Annotated in this window: 12 protein-coding genes; 2 read left to right on the plus strand and 10 right to left on the minus strand. The window is 41.6% G+C overall.

Annotated elements, in window-relative coordinates:
• The first annotated feature begins 5 nt into the window (after positions 1-5).
• The gene (locus AB8P51_RS12980) at positions 6-629 is read left to right on the plus strand and encodes an L-threonylcarbamoyladenylate synthase (RefSeq protein WP_369749276.1); all 624 of its coding nucleotides are present in this window, start codon (positions 6-8) and stop codon (positions 627-629) included.
• A 56-nt stretch (positions 630-685) separates the two neighbouring features.
• Here AB8P51_RS12980 and AB8P51_RS12985 read toward each other — a convergent pair whose 3' ends face one another.
• The 3 genes from AB8P51_RS12985 to AB8P51_RS12995 all read right to left on the minus strand — a co-directional run bounded on the left by AB8P51_RS12985 (position 686) and on the right by AB8P51_RS12995 (position 3,211).
• Complete coding sequence (locus tag AB8P51_RS12985; protein WP_369749277.1) at positions 686-1,546, minus strand: OmpA family protein; 861 nt, start codon at positions 1,544-1,546, stop codon at positions 686-688.
• Between the two features lie 103 nt (positions 1,547-1,649).
• A complete protein-coding gene (locus AB8P51_RS12990) occupies positions 1,650-2,654 on the minus strand; it encodes a glycosyltransferase family 2 protein (RefSeq protein WP_369749278.1) in 1,005 nt (334 codons plus the stop codon).
• Between the two features lie 101 nt (positions 2,655-2,755).
• Complete coding sequence (locus tag AB8P51_RS12995; protein WP_369749279.1) at positions 2,756-3,211, minus strand: type I restriction enzyme HsdR N-terminal domain-containing protein; 456 nt, start codon at positions 3,209-3,211, stop codon at positions 2,756-2,758.
• A gap of 26 nt (positions 3,212-3,237) precedes the next feature.
• On the opposite strand from AB8P51_RS12995, the gene holA reads away from it, so the two are divergent.
• Positions 3,238-4,242, plus strand: coding sequence for a DNA polymerase III subunit delta (holA, locus tag AB8P51_RS13000; RefSeq protein WP_369749280.1), 1,005 nt, complete (start codon positions 3,238-3,240; stop codon positions 4,240-4,242).
• A 3-nt stretch (positions 4,243-4,245) separates the two neighbouring features.
• On the opposite strand, the gene AB8P51_RS13005 is transcribed toward holA, so the two are convergent.
• The 7 genes from AB8P51_RS13005 to AB8P51_RS13035 form a co-directional block, all read right to left on the minus strand.
• Entirely contained in the window at positions 4,246-4,623 is a 378-nt protein-coding gene (locus AB8P51_RS13005; RefSeq protein WP_369749281.1) for a DoxX family protein, read from the minus strand.
• A gap of 57 nt (positions 4,624-4,680) precedes the next feature.
• The gene (locus tag AB8P51_RS13010) at positions 4,681-6,924 is read right to left on the minus strand and encodes an aminotransferase class III-fold pyridoxal phosphate-dependent enzyme (RefSeq protein ID WP_369749282.1); all 2,244 of its coding nucleotides are present in this window, start codon (positions 6,922-6,924) and stop codon (positions 4,681-4,683) included.
• A 62-nt stretch (positions 6,925-6,986) separates the two neighbouring features.
• Positions 6,987-9,398 (minus strand): thiamine pyrophosphate-dependent enzyme, encoded by a 2,412-nt coding sequence (locus AB8P51_RS13015; protein ID WP_369749283.1) that lies wholly within the window; start codon positions 9,396-9,398, stop codon positions 6,987-6,989.
• 156 nt (positions 9,399-9,554) lie between these two features.
• A complete protein-coding gene (locus AB8P51_RS13020) occupies positions 9,555-12,389 on the minus strand; it encodes a metalloprotease (RefSeq protein ID WP_369749284.1) in 2,835 nt (944 codons plus the stop codon).
• Between the two features lie 7 nt (positions 12,390-12,396).
• Entirely contained in the window at positions 12,397-13,083 is a 687-nt protein-coding gene (locus AB8P51_RS13025) for a TIGR00730 family Rossman fold protein (protein ID WP_369749285.1), read from the minus strand.
• Positions 13,084-13,135: 52 nt separating this feature from the next.
• The gene (gene uvrA / locus AB8P51_RS13030; protein WP_369749286.1) at positions 13,136-15,988 is read right to left on the minus strand and encodes an excinuclease ABC subunit UvrA; all 2,853 of its coding nucleotides are present in this window, start codon (positions 15,986-15,988) and stop codon (positions 13,136-13,138) included.
• Positions 15,989-16,153: 165 nt separating this feature from the next.
• Positions 16,154-16,840 (minus strand): DUF4130 domain-containing protein, encoded by a 687-nt coding sequence (locus tag AB8P51_RS13035; RefSeq protein ID WP_369749287.1) that lies wholly within the window; start codon positions 16,838-16,840, stop codon positions 16,154-16,156.
• Between the last annotated feature and the right edge of the window lie 92 nt (positions 16,841-16,932).

Genomic DNA, 16,932 nt, shown 5'->3' on the forward strand with positions numbered 1-16,932 from the left:
GACATATGCAGGCTGAATTCATAAAATTATACAACGACAATCCCAATCCCAATTCTATCAGGAAGATAGTGCAGGTACTTCAAAAAGGAGGTCTGATAATTTACCCCACGGATACTGTTTACGGATTAGGATGCGATATCACCAAGACAAAAGCCCTGGAAAAGATCGCGAGGATTAAGGGTGTGAAATTAGCGAAGGCTAACTGGTCTTTTGTTTGTGCTGACCTAAGTAATTTGTCGGACTATGTCAGGCAGATAGACACCCCCACCTTTAAAATTTTGAAACGGGCCCTGCCAGGACCCTATACATTTATCTTACCAGGGAACAATAGTCTGCCCAAAGCTTTCAAAAACAAGAAAACTGTTGGAATCCGGGTGCCGGATAATAATATAGCCAAGTCCATTGTTGAAGCCCTGGGAAATCCAATTGTTTCCACTTCCATCAGGGATGAAGACGATGTAATAGAATACACCACGGATCCGGAATTGATCTATGAAAAGTGGCAGAATTTGGTAGACATCGTAATTGATGGGGGATATGGGGATAATATACCTTCAACAGTGATCGACCTTTCCGTTGATGAGCCCACAGTGATCAGGGAAGGCAAAGGAGAGCTCAACATACTGTAATAAAAAACCGCGATACCATAGGTACCGCGGTTCGTATTTTTAATATACTTCTCGACTTATTTAATAGCCGGATCTTTCATTCCTTCTTCGATCATGCTGTAGAACTGATCCAGTTTAGGTAATACCACAATTCTGGTTCTTCTGTTCTTTGCACGGTTTGTAGCAGTATCATTGCTCATCAATGGAACGTAGTAACTTCTGGCAGCAGCCGTCATACGGGCAGGATCAACCCCGAAATCGTTTTGAAGGATACGTACAATTGAGGTCGCTCTTTTTGCACTGAGATCCCAGTTGTCTAGTAAAACTCCGGAGCGGTAAGGTACATTATCTGTGTGTCCTTCCACCATAAACTCGAAATCGGGTTTATTGTTTACTACCTTGGCTACTTTTCCTAAGACCTCCTTAGCGGCGGAAGTAACATTGTAACTACCTGAGCTAAAGAGTAATTTATCAGAAATAGAAACAAAAACTACCCCTTTTTCAACGCTGATTTCAATGTCTTCATCATCAAGATTTCCTAATACTCCTTTTAAGCTCTGTACAAGTGAGAGGTTTACAGAATCTCTTCTTGTAATTGCATCTTGTAATTTGCGGATCGTAAGATCTTTTTCCTGCAGACTCTCCAGGGATTTTTCAAGGTTTTCCGCACCTTTTGTTGTCAGGGTAGTAAGGTTACCCATATTGTTAATCAATTCCTGATTGTTTGCCTTTAAAAACGCATTCTGATCTTCAAGGGTGTTAAGTCGGGCTGTGGCAGTAGCCTTTTCTTCCAGACAAGTATTCAGCTTAACTGTAGCTGAATTCAGCAGGTCCTGAGTTTCTTTTTGTTTCGTCTCCAGTTCTGCATATTTCTTCTGTGAGACACATGATGACAAGAGAACCATAATTCCCAAGCTACCTAAGAGTAATTTTTTCATATTAATAAGTGGTTTAATTTTTATAATTGTTGTTATTGTTAAGTTTCGTTGCAATCTGACACCAAAATTATACAATAGCCCATACGCTTATTTATGAACTTTGTTAATCTTTTACTAAATTGTTAAAACTCCGCACTCTATATACGTAATGAGACCATACTATGGATTTTGTTCGGTAGTACTTTTCAACAAAATTTGCCTTTTCTCTTTTCTTGTACATTTTCCGAAACTGTCTGTAGTAACTCAGGTGAGCTCTTAAAACGGCGAGGCAGTGGTTCATTTTTCCCTGTAGGATAAAACGAAGGGCCGCTATCCCATCCAAAAGGAGTCGTGCCACGATAATAAGTAATGCCTTTCTACGGGGAAGATTCTTGGTAATGGAGAAAAGGGAATTCCTGAAATTCAAATAAGTCTTTTTGGGATTCATATTACTAAGGGTAGATCCTCCGAGGTGCAAGATTTGTGAAGCACCCACATAATATACTTTATACCCTTTGTTCTGAGCCCTCCAGCACAGATCAACCTCCTCCTGATGCGCAAAATAATCCTCGTCGAATCCTTCTAGATCATCAAAAACCTTCTTTCTGATAAACATGCAGGCTCCGGTAGCCCAGAAGATCTCTTTTGTATCGTCATACTGCCCCTTATCTTTTTCCAGGGCCTGAAATATCCTTCCGCGACAAAAAGGATATCCAAGTGAATCAAGGAATCCGCCTGCGGCACCGGCGTATTCAAAATATTCTGGTTGCAGAAGATCGAGAATTTTTGGCTGGATGATAGCAACTTCCGGTTTTAACTGGAACAATTCCATTATCGGCAATAGCCAGTCTGGTGTAACCTCCACATCGGAATTCAACAGACAGTAAACCTCGGCATCAATGTGTTTCAGAGCCTCGTTATAGCCTCCTGCAAATCCCCCATTGGTCTTATTTTGAATAACTTCTACATCCGGATAATTATTTTTTAAGAACGCCACAGATCCGTCTGTAGAAGCATTATCTGCCACATAGATCCTGGCTCCCTGGGAGTTCTCAATGACCGAAGGGAGATAACGCTCAAGCAACGCCTCACCATTCCAATTAAGTATAACAATGGCTAAATCTAACATGCTGAGAGTTCCTGTTTATCTGGCATAGTCCGCGGTGCATTTTGCAAGGCCACAAAGTAAAGAAATAAATTGCATATGTATTTATTTGCCTAAGGGGAGGGCTACCTGCCATGCGCTGTATACGACGGGAGTTCCTCCAGGAAGATATAGGTCGATCGGGTGTAATCCATCTGGCAGAAATAATGGCTGAATCCATTTGTTACCATGAGATACCGTGCCCTAAGATCCATATTGTATCGGGCTATCTGATCGAAAGTGTCTTTTGATATCTTCACTTCCGGGGCTTTACATTCAACGAGTATTTCTATATCGCCTTGTGGCGTATACACAACAACATCAACTCGTTTGGGCAGGGAATTAATCCGTATCTGCTTCTCAACGTTTATCAGACTTGTCGGATATTTTTTATCTGAAATCAGGTAGTGTAAGACATGCTGTCTCACCCATTCTTCAGGCTGATAAACAACGAATTTTTTACGGATGATGTCAAAGATCAGGGATTTATTTTCCCTATTTTTGAAACGAAACTGATACCCCGGAAAATTCAGGTTTTCCATGGTACAAATTTGATGATTTTTTTTCGATGGAAGAAGTAAAGCGACTTATTGATGAGATTCGAAAAGGGGAGATCAAACCGATCTATTTCCTGATGGGGGAGGAGGCTTATTACATTGATAGAATTGCTGAATACATCAGTAAAAATGTACTTTCCGAAGAAGAAAAAGGGTTTAACCAGATGGTGCTTTACGGCAAAGATGTAACTGTTGACGATATAGTTTCAAATGCCAAACGTTTCCCCATGATGTCTGAACGCCAGGTGATTATCGTAAAGGAAGCCCAGCATCTGTCGAGAACCATTGAGCAATTGGCATCCTATGCCGAGAATCCACAACCTTCTACTGTGCTTGTGATTTGTTATAAATACAAAAAACTGGACAAGCGTAAAAAACTGCACAAGCTTCTTAAAGCTCCGAACGGGCTGGTTTTTGAAAGCAAGAAATTATACGAAAACCAGGTATCTGAATGGATTCGGAAAATACTGAAGACGAAAGGTTATCCTATTTCGTACAAGGCCTCTATTCTTTTGGTAGAATTTTTAGGAACAGATCTGAGTCGAATTAATAATGAACTTGATAAATTGTCTGTTGTTCTCCCTCAAAATACGGAGATAACCCCTGAAATCATTGAAAAGCATATCGGGATCAGTAAGGATTATAACAATTTTGAACTTAAAAAGGCTATTGGGGAAAAGGATATTCTCAAAGCCACAAAAATCATAACGTATTTCGCACAAAATCCAAAGGATAATCCCTTTGTGGTAACCATATCCCTGCTTCATACCTTTTTTACCCAACTGCTGCAATACCATGGCCTGAATGACCATTCGGCCAGGAATGTAGCAAGTGCACTGAGGATCAATCCTTATTTTGTGGACGAATTTCAAACCGCATCACGGAATTATTCCATGAAAAAATCGAGTAAAGTGGTTTCTTATCTCAGGGAACTGGATATGAAAGGCAAGGGAGTAGGCGCATACAATATTAGTCAGGCCGACCTGCTGAAAGAGCTCCTTGTAAAAATTATGTAAGCCTTATTTCTTATCGATACTGTATTTGCCAGGTCCGAGAAGCATTATGGCAATAAAAATCGTAAGAAAAAGCAATGCTTTTTCCTTAGTGCCAAACGGGTCCTGAGCATGCGCAACAAATGCTGCAACCGCCATAGTAATAGCCGTTGGTAAGGCAGCCCATCGGGTCTTAAATCCGATCATCACCAGGATAGGGCAAATGAATTCGCCTATTATTGCCAAAAAAAGAGTAGGAGTAGCACCCAGGCCCAGGGGATCTCCAAATTCGAAATCTCCGGAGAGTAATTTTTGAAATTTAGGGAATCCGTGGGTGAGCATCATGGCAGAAGCCGATATTCTCAAAAATGCCAAACCGATATTAACTTGCAGGTTATTTTTCATGATTCTATAGGGGATATGTTAACTAAATGTAAAATAATTTTAGAAAAAAACAATAATCTAGGAAAGAATAGTGCCAATTTGTGAGACGAGTTCGTCAACATCTGACTTATTAAACGTCAGAGGAGGTTTTATTTTTATAACATTATCAAAAGGGCCATCAGTTCCCACTAATATAAAATTCTCTCTTAAACTGTTTTTTAAATAGCCGGCCAGTTCTGTATTGGGCTGTCCCTCTTTATCGATTATTTCTATTCCCAGGAATAATCCATGACCTCTAACATCACCTATGGTTTTATGTTTCATCTGCAGGCTACGTAGTTGCTTTTTGAGGTATTCTCCGGTCTGCAGGGCGTGTTCCTGTTTCTTTTCATTCTCGATAACCTCCAGAACTGCAAGTCCGATTGCACATGAAACGGGATTCCCACCAAAGGAGCTAAAAAATTCCGGTCCCTTTTCAAAGGAAGAAGCGATCTTGCTGGTGGTTATAACAGCTCCCATAGGATGTCCATTCCCCATGGGTTTCCCAATTACGACGATATCAGGGATGACATCGTATAGTTCAAATCCCCAGAAAACTTCTCCAAGCCTCCCAAAGCCAACCTGCACTTCGTCGCTTATACAGATTCCACCCTGCTCCCTGATCGCAGGATAAATCGCATTGAGATAGCCCTTAGCTAAAGGAACCTGTCCGCCACACCCCACTATAGGTTCAGCAATGAATGCGGCTATGCTACCCGAATGTTTGTTTATTAGTTCCAGTGTATTTTGCGCATAGGCGGCACCGGCACTCCCATCGTTTTCCCATGAACTTCCATACACTTTAGGCATTGGGGTTTCAAGTGTGTCCTCGGGCTTTCCATTTCCGAGGTCAGCACTGTATTTATAAGAACTAATCTCCATTCCGGACTGTGTATGTCCGTGGTAGCCATGTTCAAGGACCATGATCTTTTTCTTCAGTGTATGGGCTCTTGCCATTCTGATGGCCAGATCTGTTGCTTCACTTCCGGAATTCACAAAATAGACTTTGTTCAAGGACGCCGGAAATTTTCTGAGCAGGGAATCACTGTAATCCCGAAGCAGATTGTAGATATATCGGGTATTGGTGTTTAATGTTGCCATGGCTTTTTGCCCGGCTTGCACTACATGGGGATGGCAATGGCCAACTAACATAATATTGTTATAGGCATCCAGAAAGGTGTTTCCTTCCGCATCGTACATATACTGGAATGCGGCACCAACCATATGTATGGGATTTTCATAGCTCAGGGAAAGATTTTTACCAAAATGCTTTCGCCTATGTTCGAGCAACGCTGTCCCGGAAACTGATTTGGGATTTGCGAAACCACAAACTTCTCTACATTTCCTTTTGGCATGAAGTGGATTAATCCTCAACCATTGATTAAGTAATTTCCAGGCCCCTTTTTCACTAATTGTTATATAATCCGATTTGGGATTATCCCGACTATTGTATGCCGATTGGCAAACACTGATACATAGCCTTGCGGCAATGAGGTAGTAAAGGCTGTCACATTCTATTTTGGTCAATGGGAGTTCCCGGTGATAGCCCTCGAGTACCTTGAGCCCTGAATCGAGAGGAAGATCCTTTTGCATCATAGCGTAGGTCATCCCAATGGCCACCTCATTTACCAACCAGGTATGACACATGTCACCAAAATCAATAATCCCCGTTACTTTATTATGGTCAGTAAGTACATTCCAGTCGTTTCCGTCATTGTGAATAAGACTTTTACGAAACTGGCTCGCAAATGGCACAACCTGTTCCCGAAACTTTAGCATAAAATAGGATACGAGGTTGCGAGCAGAGGGATCTGGAATAAACTGAAGTAATGGACTCGATAAATGAAGATGTCTGAGATCCCAGGGAATTTCTCTGGCCTCAAACACTTCTTCCTGATGGGTCAGTAATTTAAGGTCCATTTTACCAAGAAAACTACCGAATGATTCCAACAGGGCAGGGGTGTGGGTTACTTCACCTAAAAAGGACCCTTCCACAAAAGTTAACAGCCTGTAAATTTTTCCGATTTCTTCAACAAATTCTTCTCCGGAGGAGGTTGCTATCCCTTTTGGGAAACTGCTATTCCTTAAGGTATTTAATTGTTGCAGTACGCGTTCCTCGGCATGTAGTTCCTTTTTTATACGGATGGAATTCTGGTATATTTTCAGAACAAAATCACCTTCTTTGGCCTCAACCTTATAATTCGTGCTTCCATAGCCTTCCAGCCTGGAAACTGAGTTCAGTTGTAGTTTGAAATGTTCTTTCAGGATGTTCTCTATCCCCATAGGAGTGTCTTATGCCCTCTAAACATATAATATTTATCAGAGACATAAAAAGAAACAGCAACTTAACGAAGGCGTGGATAGTCGGTAGGATTTACCTCGTGCATAATTTGGTAAATCTTTTCAAAGATATCTTCGGCATTGGGTTTTGAAAAATAATCCCCATCTGATGCATAGGCCGGGCGGTGTGCGTTGGCACTCAGGGTCTGCGGCGGACTGTCAAGGAATGAAAAAGCTCCCTGTTTCTCAATAATCTCCTGCATGAGATAGGCAGCACATCCTCCGGGTACATCCTCATCAACAATCAATAGTCGATTTGTTTTCTGTACACTCTTAAGGACGTCATTTTCAAGATCAAAAGGCAATAGGGTCTGGGCATCAATAATCTCTGCATCGATACCTACTTCCTTCAGCTCATTGGCTACCTCCATAACTATTCTCAGGGTAGACCCATAAGACAAAACTGTGATATCGCTTCCTTCTTTTACGGTTTCAACACGGCCTATGGGAGTACATAATTCTCCCAGATTAGAGGGTTTGGGTTCTTTTAGACGATATCCGTTAAGGCTTTCGATAACCAGGGCGGGTTCGTCACTTTTTAGAAGGGTGTTGTAAAAACCGGCAGCCTTTGTCATGTTGCGGGGCACAAGCACATACATCCCCCTTAGCAGATGTACAATTCCTCCCATTTGCGAGCCGGAGTGCCATATCCCTTCGAGTCTGTGCCCACGTGTGCGCACAATTAAAGGGGCTTTTTGTTTTCCAACTGTTCTGTAAAGCAGAGTTGCCAGATCATCACTCAGGGTTTGCAGACAATACATCAGATAATCGAGATACTGGATTTCCGCAATTGGCCTCAGCCCTCGGAGTGCCATTCCGATACCCTGTCCTATTATGGTAGTTTCGCGTATTCCGGTATCGGAAACCCTTAATTTTCCGTATTTCTTCTGCAGGCCTTCCAGTCCTTGATTCACATCTCCTATAGCCCCGCTATCTTCTCCAAAAATAAGGACCTCAGGGTATTTGGAAAACAAGGCGTCAAAATTATCCCTGAGGATAATCCGCCCATCAACAGATTCCGGACTATCCTCATATGTGGCTTTAATTTCCGCTATGTTAGTAGCTTTTGAGGGTAGTTCGCTGTACAGATGTGAACTGAAAAGGGGTTGATTTCTTTCGAGGAAATCAGAAATCCATTGCTGAAGCGACCTTTTCTGAACTGTTTCTTCTCCGAGCACATACCTCAATGCCTTTCGGGCATGGGAAGCCAGATCTTTTTTTAGAGGTTCTTCAATTGCAATTAGGTCGTTCTTAACCTTACTGATAAAAGCTTTATTTGGACTGCTTTGCTCTAACGTACTGAGGAGACCAACCAGTTGTTTCTTGTCATCTTTGTGGGGATTGAGAAATTCATTCCAGGCGTCTTTTCTGGCCATTCTGATTTCTGTCTTAATCCTTTTCTCCAGTGTCGCTAACTCTTCCTCTGTTGCTATTTTATTAGAAAGAATCCATTCTTTAAATCGTTTGTTGCAATCATGTTCCTTTTCCCAGGCCAGCCTTTCATCCGACTTGTATCTTTCGTGCGATCCCGACGTACTGTGACCCTGTGGTTGAGTAAGTTCAGTAACATGGATCAGGACGGGGACATGTTCTTCCCTGGCTATATCAGATGCATTTTCATAAGCGTGGATCAATGCCGTGTAATCCCAGCCTTTTACCCTGAGAATTTCATAGCCTGCTTCCTCTTCCGTTCTTTGAAACCCCTTGAGAATCTCAGAAATATTTTCTTTAGTAGTCTGATACTTTGCAGGAACAGATATACCATAGGCATCATCCCAGACACTTATTACCATGGGTACCTGAAGTACACCTGCAGCGTTGAAGGTCTCAAAAAAATGCCCTTCACTTGTACTGGCATTCCCTATGGTTCCCCAGGCGACTTCATTCCCATTATTTGAGAAATTATCCCCCTTAATTGATTTTTCATTGCGGTAGATCTTTGAAGCGAGTGCTAGTCCTAGTAACCGGGGCATTTGGCCGGCGGTCGGACTAATATCGGGGCTGCTGTTCTTTTGAGCAGTAAGGTTTTTCCAGCTTCCATCTTCCTGGAGGCTAAACGTACCAAAATGACCCCCCATTTGCCGACCGGCACTCATGGGCTCTTTCTGTAAATCCGTGGTTGCGTAAAGGCCATGGAAAAACTCTTTAGGAGAGAGCAGCCCAAGTGCCATCATAAAAGTTTGATCCCGGTAATATCCGCTGCGGAAATCACCATCCTTAAAGGACCGTGCCATTGCGAGTTGAGGCAACTCTTTCCCGTCTCCGAATATTCCGAATTTAGCCTTACCGGTAAGGACCTCCCGTCTTCCGAGAAGACTGCATTCCCGACTCATGACTGCGATTTCATAATCGTAGAAGATCTGCTTACGAAATTCATCAAAGGAAATATCCTCGCTGGTTTGAAGATCAGGGTTCATAGTCGGAAAATTTCTACGAAAATATCAAAAAATGAGGATTTTTACAATAGAAAAGAAGGGATATTCATTAACAATTTGTCAATAAAAAGTTATGAATAACCCAATTAATTAAAAGAAGAAAAGTTTTTGGCGAAAAAATTAAGAATAATTCAATATTTAAAACCACTTTCGCGTAAACAAACCAATGAGTGTTCTGGGACTGAGTGTCACTATAAAACGGATCTTTTCATCATAATCTGGTTGGGCAATTTCCCAACCGTTATTCGAATAAAGCGGGAAATAAAGCTCAAAATAATCCGTAACCAGATTTAAACGAACCCCGGAATCGTATACAAACCTTGGATCCATACCCCGGTTTCTTACATACCCAAGATCTCCGTATAATTCTATCCAACGCCAGAGGTTAAAACTGGCATTGGCAGTGGTTATCCAATCATTGGCAAAGGGATTTTCGAGTTGGGATTTAAAACCACCTTCGGCAATAATAATTTGCTGACTGGTGATTCCTGATTCTTCAGATCGTCCCAGGTAATTGTAATCAAACAAATAGTCTGTTGGCCTGTCAAGGGCAAAACTGAAGAAATCAGAATTGGTCTCATTCCTGAGAAACTTCCCAGCGAAAAATCTCAGGTTTAGTTGCCTATTATTATCAAACAGTTTCCTGTATTCAAAATTTAGTGCCACCTTGGCAAAATCGGTTGAATACTGGGCATCCATAAACCAGGAGAAGAAATTGATAATCCCATTGTTATAATGGTTGTATCGCACATTGAATACGCTGTAATCAGGATCGGTCTCTATGGTGAGGGAGGGGTCTATGTCCCGAAGAACATTCACGTATCGGAATACGAGTGACTTTCGTTCGTTGGAAATCAAATCATCAGGACGCCAGCCGAGTCCCACAGCAGGCGTGATCGTACTGTATCGCGAATTGGTCTGGAAGTGAAAACTAGAGGCGTTAAGACTAAAGTTCATTACATACAACCCGCTTTTCTTTAAATATTTGCGGTAATTCAGGCCTGCATTCCCAACAAGGGATCTTTCTTTGAGTGCAAAAGAAGGGGCCGCGGTAAAAATAAAAGGCCTCTCCAACAGTGTTTTATTTGAGAATCTCAGACCGGGCGAAATTCCGTCATAGACATTAAAGCCAGCTACTGGCATATAGAAGATCTGATTGTAGTAGGGATTTTCCGCATCTTTTAAGAACTGCAACTTAAATTTTTTATTACTTGAAAAGAATCCACTAAGGGACTTCCAGTTATCCCGTTGGTTAAATTCAGGTATTTTCTGGTCGTAATTCAAGACAAGTCGGTCTTCCTGTAAATTGGGGATGGATACTGTATCCAGTTCTGTGATATCAGAAAACCAATAATTTGAAACCACCGTATCGTTCCGTAAGCCGAAGAGGGAAATAGGAACATTGGTGCCGCTTTTGTTTTTCAGGAGTACTTCGAGGGTGTCGTCCGACTTATTTACTTTTTTAATTTTAAAATCGATTCGTTTATCGGTATTCACATAGGTATCAAAAAACCAATCCACATCCTTTTCGGTATTGGAAAGGATACTGCTTTTAAAATCTTCAGGGGTAACTGGCTGTAGTTTATGACTATTGTAAAATTCTTTAATGCTTTTGTTTATTTCCTCCCTGCTGGTATATGCTGCGAGATATGCCAATCCCAGTCCGGCCTTGTAATTATTTGCGATTTTCTGATTGAATTTGATCAGGGAATCATTTGGAGTAGTAAGGCGCTGATCGAGGTTTTTCCTGGCAGTGAGCATGTACAGGAAGGGATACTGATCATTAAAAGACATCTTTGCAAGATTGAAGGAACTAATAGGCCAGATTGTTGACAATTTCCCAAGGAGTTTTTGATCGGGATAATAAGTGTCTACAAAATTGATCATCAGATAATTGACAATGGCATCGGAAACCCATTGTTCTTTCCGCGGATTCATAAAAAGGGTCTCCCGCAAATAACTGAGTACAGCCGTCTTTAGAAATTTCATTTCAAATTGAAACTGTTCCTGGTAGGGCCTGATGAAGGAAGGTAGCTGGTTGAGGCCATAGAGCGGATTTTTATTGAAGTCGATTTCACTCACCAGCAGTTGTTCGTAGGGAAATTCCCCCAGATTTTCATGAATAAACCTTGTGATCCGATTTATAGAAATCCCCTGGGAAACTTCGTCGTATTTAGGTGATCTTATATCCGTTACCACAATGAGGTAGGGGGTAACGTGCTTGATAAACTTATTGGAGAAATTCAGAATAATATCACAGCTTTTACGATTTTCCCCCTTTAAACTGGCGACCTGTTTATTGGGGTAGGTGGTGATATTGACCTCATTAAAATTAGTTCCCAAAAAAAGTCCGGCCGGATAAGTGAAATTGATGTTCGTATTGGTAATTCCCGTATAAAGATCTTCGAGATTCTTATTGGAATACAACTGCCAGGAACCGTCGTATACTGCTGGGGTGAGATACCAGTCTTTCAGATAGAAACCGCCCCTGGAATTATAGCCATATGGGGTATAGCGATTAGGGGGGAGTTTTACCGTATATGTAAAATAAATTTTTAAGGATTGGTTAGGGGGAAGTGGACTGTTGAGGGTGATTTCAATCAGATCCTTTTGTTTTGTTCGCTTAAATGAAAGGTTCCTGAATTCGAAATCGGCCATACCTAAAATTTGCGTAGAGCCCCTTTCATCCTCCTTGGCCAGGTGTAAGCTTTTTTTAAAGTCTTCTGCAAATCTTTTTGCCAGTGCCGTATTCTTATCTGAATATGCATGCGCCCAATCATTGAAAAACAGCGTTCTTAGGGTGTCGGGAGAACTATTCAGGTAAGTGAATTCCTGCTGTATTTGTATTGTCTGGGTCTCCTGGTCTAGTTCTGCCTTGATAATATTGGTATGCTGTGCATAAACCAGAGAGGTCCCTGAAACTATGATCAGGCAAAGAATATTGAGTAATACAACATTGAGTTTAACCTCCATAGATTGTTTAAAAATTAGGACTCAGTGTATGTCCTTTGTAGAATGCGTCGATAATTTCGACAACTTCTTCAGGGGTATCGGCAATTTTGATCAGGTCAAGGTCTTCCGGACTAATATTTTTAGCTCCAAGCATTACATTTTTAATCCAGTCCATTAAGCCTGACCAGAAATCGGAGCCAACAAGGATGATAGGGAACCTGCCAATTTTGTTAGTTTGAATTAATGTAATGGCTTCAAATAACTCATCCAGTGTTCCAAATCCACCGGGCATTACAACAAACCCCTGGGAATATTTAACGAACATAACTTTACGGACAAAGAAATAGTCAAAATCCAGGCTTTTGTCCATGTCGATGTAAGGATTATCGTGTTGTTCAAAAGGCAGATCAATATTTAATCCCACTGAGGTTCCACCAGCCAGATGAGCACCTTTATTTCCTGCTTCCATGATGCCGGGGCCTCCTCCGGTTATAATCCCGTAACCTGCTTCGGAGACACTTTTGGCAATAGAAACTGCCATTTCGTAATAAGTATCCCCCGGCTTTGTCCGCGCCGATCCAAAAATAGTGACACAGGGACCTATAACACTCATTTTTTCAAAACCATTGACAAACTCGCCCATGATCTTAAAGATCGCCCACGAATCATTGGTTTTAATCTCATTCCAGCCTTTGTGATGTTGCTCTTTTCTCATAGTCTATTCCTTAAAACGCATAATTACTCAGCACATTATAAATGTCGTAAAACTATTGTGAATGACTTACGGCAAGGTCCAATTCTTTTTTTAAATACTGGGCCGTAAAACTTTTATTGTGGAGTGCCACTTCCTCGGGAGTACCTTCTGCAACAATAGATCCACCACCTCGCCCACCTTCATAACCGATGTCGATAATATGATCTACCATTTTTATAACGTCCATATTGTGTTCGATGATAAGAATGGTGTTCCCCTTGTCTACAAGACGATTGAGCACCTCCATTAAAACACGGATATCTTCAAAATGTAGTCCGGTCGTAGGTTCATCAAGGATATAGAAGGTATTGCCCGTATCGCGCTTGGAAAGCTCTGTTGCCAGTTTTACCCTTTGCGCTTCACCACCGGAAAGGGTGGTTGATTGTTGTCCGAGGGAAATATAGCCTAGTCCAACATCCTGTATTGTCTTTAACTTTCTGTGAATCTTAGGAATATTTTCAAAAAAACTGACCGCTTCGTCAATGGTCATCTCCAGTACATCAGCTATAGATTTCCCCTTGTAGCGAATTTCAAGGGTTTCCCTGTTAAATCGTTTTCCGTTACAGGTTTCACATTCCACATATACATCAGGCAGGAAATTCATTTCGATCACCCTAAGTCCGCCTCCCTGGCAGGTTTCACATCGTCCGCCTTTTACGTTGAAGCTAAATCGTCCTGGTTTATAGCCCCTTATCGCGGCTTCTGGTGTTTTGGTAAACAATGCTCTGATCTCACTAAAAACGCCCGTGTATGTAGCGGGATTCGACCTTGGAGTTCTTCCAATAGGAGACTGATTAATATCGATGACCTTGTCTATATGCTCCAGTCCACTGATCTTTTTATACGGCATCGGTTTTTTCACCCCATTGAAATAATGTGCATTCATGATAGGGTAGAGGGTTTCATTGACAAGGGTTGATTTTCCACTTCCCGATACGCCGGTTACGCCTATCATTTTACCCAGGGGAAACCGGGCGGTAATGTTTTTAAGGTTATTCCCTGTACATCCTTCGAGGATAATATCATTCCCATTTCCTTTCCTACGTTTTTGAGGAATGGGGATCTCCTTCTTCCCGGTGAGATAGTCTGCAGTCAGTGTCTGATGCTGTTTCAATTCTGCCGGGGTTCCTTCTGAGATGATTTCACCTCCGTGTTTTCCGGCCAGGGGGCCGATGTCGATTACGTGGTCTGCACTTTCAATCATATCCTTGTCATGTTCCACCACAATGATCGAATTTCCTATATCTCTTAGTGCTTCCAGAGATTTTATAAGGCGTCCGTTATCGCGCTGATGCAGTCCAATGCTGGGTTCATCAAGTATATACAATACGCCTACCAGTTGAGAGCCTATCTGGGTTGCCAATCTGATCCGCTGAGCTTCACCACCCGAAAGCGATTTAGAACTTCTGTTCAGCGAAAGGTAGTCAAGGCCAACATCGAGCAAGAATTGAACCCGGCTACTGATTTCTTTGATAATTTCTTCGGCAATAATCTTCTGATTTCCCTCCAGGGTTTTCTCTAGGCCTTTAAAAAATATCGCTAATTCAGCAATATCCAGTGCGGCAAGTTCAGCAATGTTTTTATCGCCTATTTTGAAATTGAGAGAAGCTTTTTTTAGTCGGGACCCCTTACATTCTGGACATTGGACTTTATCCATGTACTCTTTTGCCCACCGCTTAATCGATGTGGAATCGGCACTGCTGAACTGATTCCGGATAAAATTGGCGATCCCTTCATAGTCGATACTATATTCTCGTTTTACTCCAAGAGATTTAGAATCTAAGGTAAACCGTTCTTCTCCTCCGCGAAGAATAATTTCCATTGCTTCTTCGGGAATATTTTCGATAGGATCTGTGAGTTCAAAGTTGAAACGCCTGGCTATTGTTTCCAGTTGTTTAAAGGCCCATGATTTCTTGTATTCGCCAAGGGGCGCAATTCCCCCACCGGTAATGGAGAGTTTTCTATTGGGAAATATCTTTTTCTCGTTGATTTCATAGGTGTGTCCAAGGCCATTGCATTCATCACACATTCCCTTCGGGGAATTAAATGAAAAGGTGTTGGGCTCCGGAGTAGGGTAGGAGATTCCGGTTGTGGGGCACATCAGATCTCTACTGAAATATCGGGGTTCAGTTTCCCCCTCAGCCAGGACCATCATGGTGTCATTTCCACTGTACATGGCCGTATTTATCGATTCTGCCAGTCGTTTTTCCAGATCTGCATCTGCACTTATGGCAAGACGATCCACAACAATTTCAATATCATGGGTTTTATATCGATCGACCTTCATGCCTTTTTGCAAATCAAGGAGTTCTCCATCGACCCGTACCTTGATAAAACCCTGTTTGGCAATTTGCTCAAATAATTCCCGATAATGTCCCTTTCTTGATTTAACAACCGGTGCCAGGATGTTGATGCGCTGACCGGCAAAGGACGATAGGATAAGCTCCCTGATTTGCTCATCGGAATAGCTTACCATTTTCTCCCCGGTATTAAAACTATACGCATCAGCTGCTCTGGCGTAAAGCAATCTCAGGAAGTCATAAATCTCAGTAATAGTCCCCACAGTTGATCTTGGGGATTTGGAAGTCGTTTTTTGCTCAATGGCAATCACCGGGGATAAGCCATCTATTTTATCTACATCGGGCCGTTCTAGTCCGCCCAAAAATTGCCTTGCGTAGGCAGAAAAGGTTTCAATATATCGCCTTTGGCCTTCAGCATAAATGGTGTCAAATGCCAAGGAAGATTTACCACTCCCGGACAAGCCTGTTATTACAACAAGCTTTTCCCTGGGAATACGTACATCGATATCCTTGAGATTGTGAACTCGAGCCCCCTTAACTTCTATAAATTCTTCGAAATCGGTCATGCAAATAGGCAAAGTTGCAAAGGTACTCTTTTGAAGATTAAAAACGAAGTGGCCTATATCTCACCTTTGTTAAATCCATTTAATGAAATTTTATAATCTTGCTTATGCCCAAAGTATCTACAACAAGCGTCCAAAAGAATATCAGCAACGTTCAGGCTTTAAAAATCAGGCCAGTACTTCGAGGCTTCTTTTTCTCCTTTTCTTTTTATAAGCAGGGGAGGAGATAAGCGTTTTATCTTCGGTATTATTCTTAAGCTGTTCAGGTTTAATAGCCACAAAAGCGAGGCTCCCGCTTTGATGCTGCAAGCCGTAGTTTCGGTTTATATCACCGATCAGCCAGTCATCATTCCTGAATCTGGTTCTGAAATACCTGGAAATCAATGGAAGTATATTGTATTTCGGTTTAATGATTTTAACATAGGAAGTACCTGGAAAATCCTCCACCACAAGCAATCGTTCCACAGCTCTTTTTTCTTTTTCCACCAAACTTGCAAGTTGATAAATCCTGGCAGAAGCTGTTGCGATATCCGGTATTTGTTCGTCAATTCTCTGTTTTTGCCATGATAAATAGAAATAGTACAACTGCATTTCGATGTTTTCTTCCTCACTTAAAAAAGCAAAATACAAGGTCTTTAAAGCACTGTAATTCTGGGATCTTAATCCATTCCATATTTGTTTTGCATCTTCCAGTCGGGTTGCAACATAATTAGGTTGCGGGAACAGTGCCGCCTGTTGGTCTTTTAATTTCACAATTGCTGTTGGACGAATTCCCGTATATCTCACTTCAAACAAGAGGGTAAGAAAGCCGTTAAAACTTCCGTCGAAATAGTAAGTGCCCGTTTTTTGTTTCATTGCTGTAGCGTATTAAATTAGAACAACTTTGCATATTTGTATATAATCCAAATATATGGATATATTCCATATTATGGAAATATTCCTAAATT

It is taken from the genome of Muriicola sp. SD30 (assembly GCF_041205185.1).
In the GTDB taxonomy this organism is placed as follows: Bacteria; Bacteroidota; Bacteroidia; order Flavobacteriales; family Flavobacteriaceae; genus Muriicola.

Bases quoted from the DNA above. Each gene is read 5' to 3' on its own strand.
- uvrA (WP_369749286.1), bottom strand. From the start codon at position 15,988: ATGACCGATTTCGAAGAATTTATAGAAGTTAAGGGGGCTCGAGTTCAC.
- AB8P51_RS13010 (WP_369749282.1), bottom strand. From the start codon at position 6,924: ATGGGGATAGAGAACATCCTGAAAGAACATTTCAAACTACAACTGAAC.
- AB8P51_RS13005 (WP_369749281.1), bottom strand. From the start codon at position 4,623: ATGAAAAATAACCTGCAAGTTAATATCGGTTTGGCATTTTTGAGAATA.
- holA (WP_369749280.1), top strand. From the start codon at position 3,238: ATGGAAGAAGTAAAGCGACTTATTGATGAGATTCGAAAAGGGGAGATC.
- AB8P51_RS12980 (WP_369749276.1), top strand. From the start codon at position 6: ATGCAGGCTGAATTCATAAAATTATACAACGACAATCCCAATCCCAAT.
- AB8P51_RS13025 (WP_369749285.1), bottom strand. From the start codon at position 13,083: ATGAGAAAAGAGCAACATCACAAAGGCTGGAATGAGATTAAAACCAAT.
- AB8P51_RS12985 (WP_369749277.1), bottom strand. From the start codon at position 1,546: ATGAAAAAATTACTCTTAGGTAGCTTGGGAATTATGGTTCTCTTGTCA.
- AB8P51_RS12990 (WP_369749278.1), bottom strand. From the start codon at position 2,654: ATGTTAGATTTAGCCATTGTTATACTTAATTGGAATGGTGAGGCGTTG.
- AB8P51_RS13035 (WP_369749287.1), bottom strand. From the start codon at position 16,840: ATGAAACAAAAAACGGGCACTTACTATTTCGACGGAAGTTTTAACGGC.
- AB8P51_RS13015 (WP_369749283.1), bottom strand. From the start codon at position 9,398: ATGAACCCTGATCTTCAAACCAGCGAGGATATTTCCTTTGATGAATTT.
- AB8P51_RS12995 (WP_369749279.1), bottom strand. From the start codon at position 3,211: ATGGAAAACCTGAATTTTCCGGGGTATCAGTTTCGTTTCAAAAATAGG.
- AB8P51_RS13020 (WP_369749284.1), bottom strand. From the start codon at position 12,389: ATGGAGGTTAAACTCAATGTTGTATTACTCAATATTCTTTGCCTGATC.